The organism is Candidatus Hydrogenedentota bacterium, assembly GCA_019695095.1.
Lineage (GTDB): Bacteria > Hydrogenedentota > Hydrogenedentia > Hydrogenedentales > SLHB01 > JAIBAQ01.
On sequence record JAIBAQ010000360.1, the window covers coordinates 1 to 3280 of the forward strand.

Below are 3280 nucleotides of genomic sequence, written 5' to 3' on the forward strand. Positions count from 1 at the left end.
GCGAAAAAGGTGCTGGAACTCGCCGTCGAAGAGGCCCGCCGTTTCAATCACAACTACATCGGAACCGAGCACATTCTGCTGGGTCTGGTGAAGGAAGGCGAGGGAATCGCCGCCAAAGTGCTCCAGGACATGAAAATCGATCTGGAGAAGATTCAGGCGGAGGTAATCCGGTTGCTGGGCGATTCCAGCAAGCCGAGTCCGCAGGCGAGCACGAGCAAGAAGAGCCAGACCCCCGCGCTGGATACCTTTGGGCGCGACCTTACGGCGCTCGCGATGGAAGACAAGCTGGACCCGGTCATCGGCCGGGAATCCGAGATTGAGCGCGTTATTCAAATCCTCAGCCGACGCACGAAGAACAACCCTGTGCTGATTGGCGAAGCGGGCGTGGGCAAGACTGCGATCGTGGAAGGGCTGGCGCAGGCTATCGTGAACGGCGACGTGCCGGACCTGCTGCGCAACCGCCGCGTGCTGACGCTGGACCTCGCGGGCGTGGTCGCGGGCACGAAGTACCGCGGCCAGTTCGAAGAGCGCCTCAAATCCGTGATGAAAGAAATCCGCCGGGCGGACAATATCATTCTGTTCATTGACGAATTGCACACGATCGTGGGCGCGGGCGCGGCGGAAGGCGCGGTGGACGCGGCGAACATGCTGAAGCCGGCGCTGGCGCGGGGCGAGCTGCAGTGCATCGGCGCGACGACGCTGGACGAGTACCGCAAGCATATTGAGAAGGATGCGGCGCTGGCGCGGCGTTTCCAGACAATCATGGTCGACGCGCCGAGCGTTGAGCAGACGATTGAAATCATGAATGGGTTGCGCGACAAGTATGAAGCGCATCACCGTGTGAAGTTCTCCGACGAGGCGATTGTCGCAGCGGCGAAGCTGTCGAACCAGTACATCACGGACCGGTATCTGCCGGACAAGGCCGTGGACGTGATTGACGAGGCGGGCAGCCGTGCGCGCCTGCAGATTACCACGCGCCCCAATTCCATCAAGGAACTCGAAGGGGAGATCGATAAGGTCACCCACGAGAAAGAGGCGGCGATTCGGCGCCAGGAGTACGAGCGTGCCGCGAGCCTGCGCGATAAGGAGCGCCAGCTCATTTCCGAGCGCGAGGACCGGTTGCGCGACTGGGAGAAGAAGCGCGATTCGGCCGAGATGATCGTCGGCGAGGAGGACATTGCGTACATCGTGTCCAAGTGGACGGGTGTGCCGCTGACGAAGCTGGAAGAGTCCGAGTCGCACCGCCTGTTGCGCATGCGCGACGAACTGCACAAGGCGGTGGTCGGGCAGGAAAGCGCCATAGACGCGATAACCCGCGCGATCCAGCGTTCCCGGGCGGGGCTGCGGAACACGCGGCGCCCGGTGGGTTCGTTCCTGTTTCTGGGCCCGACGGGTGTCGGCAAGACCCTGCTGGCAAAGACCCTGGCGTCGTTCCTGTTCGGCAACGAAGACGCGCTCATTACGATCGACATGAGCGAATACATGGAGAAATTCGCGGTTTCCCGCCTCGCGGGAGCGCCTCCCGGCTACGTCGGATACAACGAAGGGGGGCAGTTGACCGAGCAGGTCCGTCGGCGTCCGTATTCCGTCGTACTGTTCGACGAAATCGAAAAAGCGCACCCGGACGTGTTCAATATCCTGCTCCAAGTGCTCGAAGACGGCCATATGACCGATTCCACGGGCCGCAAGGTCGATTTCCGGAACGCCGTCATCGTTATGACGAGTAACGTCGGCGCGCGCCGCATCGGCCGGACCACCCAGGTCGGGTTCACCCGTGACACCCACGAAGACGAGTACAAGGAGATGAAGTCCCGGGTGATGGAAGAAGTGAAGAAGGTCTTCAACCCGGAATTCCTGAATCGTATCGATGAATTGGTGGTATTCCACCGTCTGACCCACGACGAACTCGTCAGGATTGTTGACATACACGTGGCGGAAGTGATAGAACGAGTCGGGGAGAAGGGTTACGAACTGTATCTAAGCGACGAGGCCAAGGAATTCGTCGTGCGGGTCGGTAGCGATGAACAGTATGGCGCGCGGCCGTTACGCCGGGCTGTCCAGCAGTACATCGAGGATCCTCTCTCGGAATCGCTATTGAAGGGGGCTTTTGCGCCAGGGATGCGCATCGACGTGCGCCCCTCGGAGCAGGATGACAAGCTGGTGTTCGAGCCGGTTGTGCCCATAGCGGAAGGTATCACTAATTGATCACAATGAGCCGCTTCCTACGGAGTGGGGCCTCTGCCCGGGTGTCGGTATGGCAGAGTGCTTGCTTTTTGGCCGTTCTCCTGTTCGTGGGTGGCATTGCGCCGTCCGCGCAGGCGCAACAATACGATGGCAAAGCCATCAAAGAGGTCCGCATTGACGGCCTCGAGCGGGTGAGCGAACAGATTGTTCGCAGCCAACTCGAAGTGCAGGCAGGCCAGACCTACAGCCAGCTCGCGATCTCGCGCGACATCCGCCGCCTGTACGACACCACCTTCTTCACCACCATCAAAGCAGACGTTTCCGAAGCCGGGGACGGTCTGGTCGTCGTTTATCAGGTGCAGGAAAAACGCGTCATTTCCGAGATCAAGATTATCGGTAATGACAAACTGCGCGCGCGCACCGTGCGCGGAGTGCTAACCTGGAAGGAAGGCGACACCTTCGTTGAAGAAGGGTATGAAGAAGAGCGGGCCGCGGTACTGAAGCTGTACCAGTCGAAAGGTATGCCGAACGCGACGGTGGACATCGTCGTGGAAGAGGTAGGTCCTTCGCGCGTCCGCATCACGTACATGATCTCCGAAGGCAAGAAGGCAAAGATTCGTTCGCTTCAGTTCGAAGGAAACGAGCGCCTGAGCGATCGCCAGTTGAAGAAGGGGCTTGAGACGAAGCGCCGCTGGTGGTTCCTGGGTGGCAAGTACGATGAAGCCAAGTTTGAAACGGATCTGGGCAAGGTCGTCGACAAGTATGGCGACGTGGGCCGTTTGGAGGCGCAGGTCACTGGCACCGAGATGACATATTCCGAGAATGGCAAGTCCGTTGACATCAAGGTCAACGTCACCGAGGGCAAGGAATATGCGGTGGCCACGGTTGAACCGGCGGACAACTCCGTGTTTGACGACGACAAAATAATGAACGTGATCAAGGTGAAGCCTGGCGATGTGCACAACAAGAGCCAGGTGAACACCGATGCGACCACCATTGAGAAAGGCTATTCCGACAGCGGGTACATCAACGCGCATGTCGAGCCGCAGGTGACGCTGGACCGCGAGAACAAGACGACGCACGTCGTCGAACAGGA

2 protein-coding genes are annotated in these 3280 nt (G+C 59.7%); both read left to right on the forward strand.

The genetic code is table 11. The features are described from left to right. On the forward strand, nucleotides 1–2205 hold a 2205-nt coding region (locus tag K1Y02_26335), incomplete at its 5' end, for an ATP-dependent Clp protease ATP-binding subunit (protein MBX7259900.1). Between the two features lie 68 nt (nucleotides 2206–2273). Beyond that, the coding region (locus K1Y02_26340) for a hypothetical protein (GenBank protein ID MBX7259901.1) at nucleotides 2274–3280 on the forward strand (1007 nt) is incomplete at its 3' end.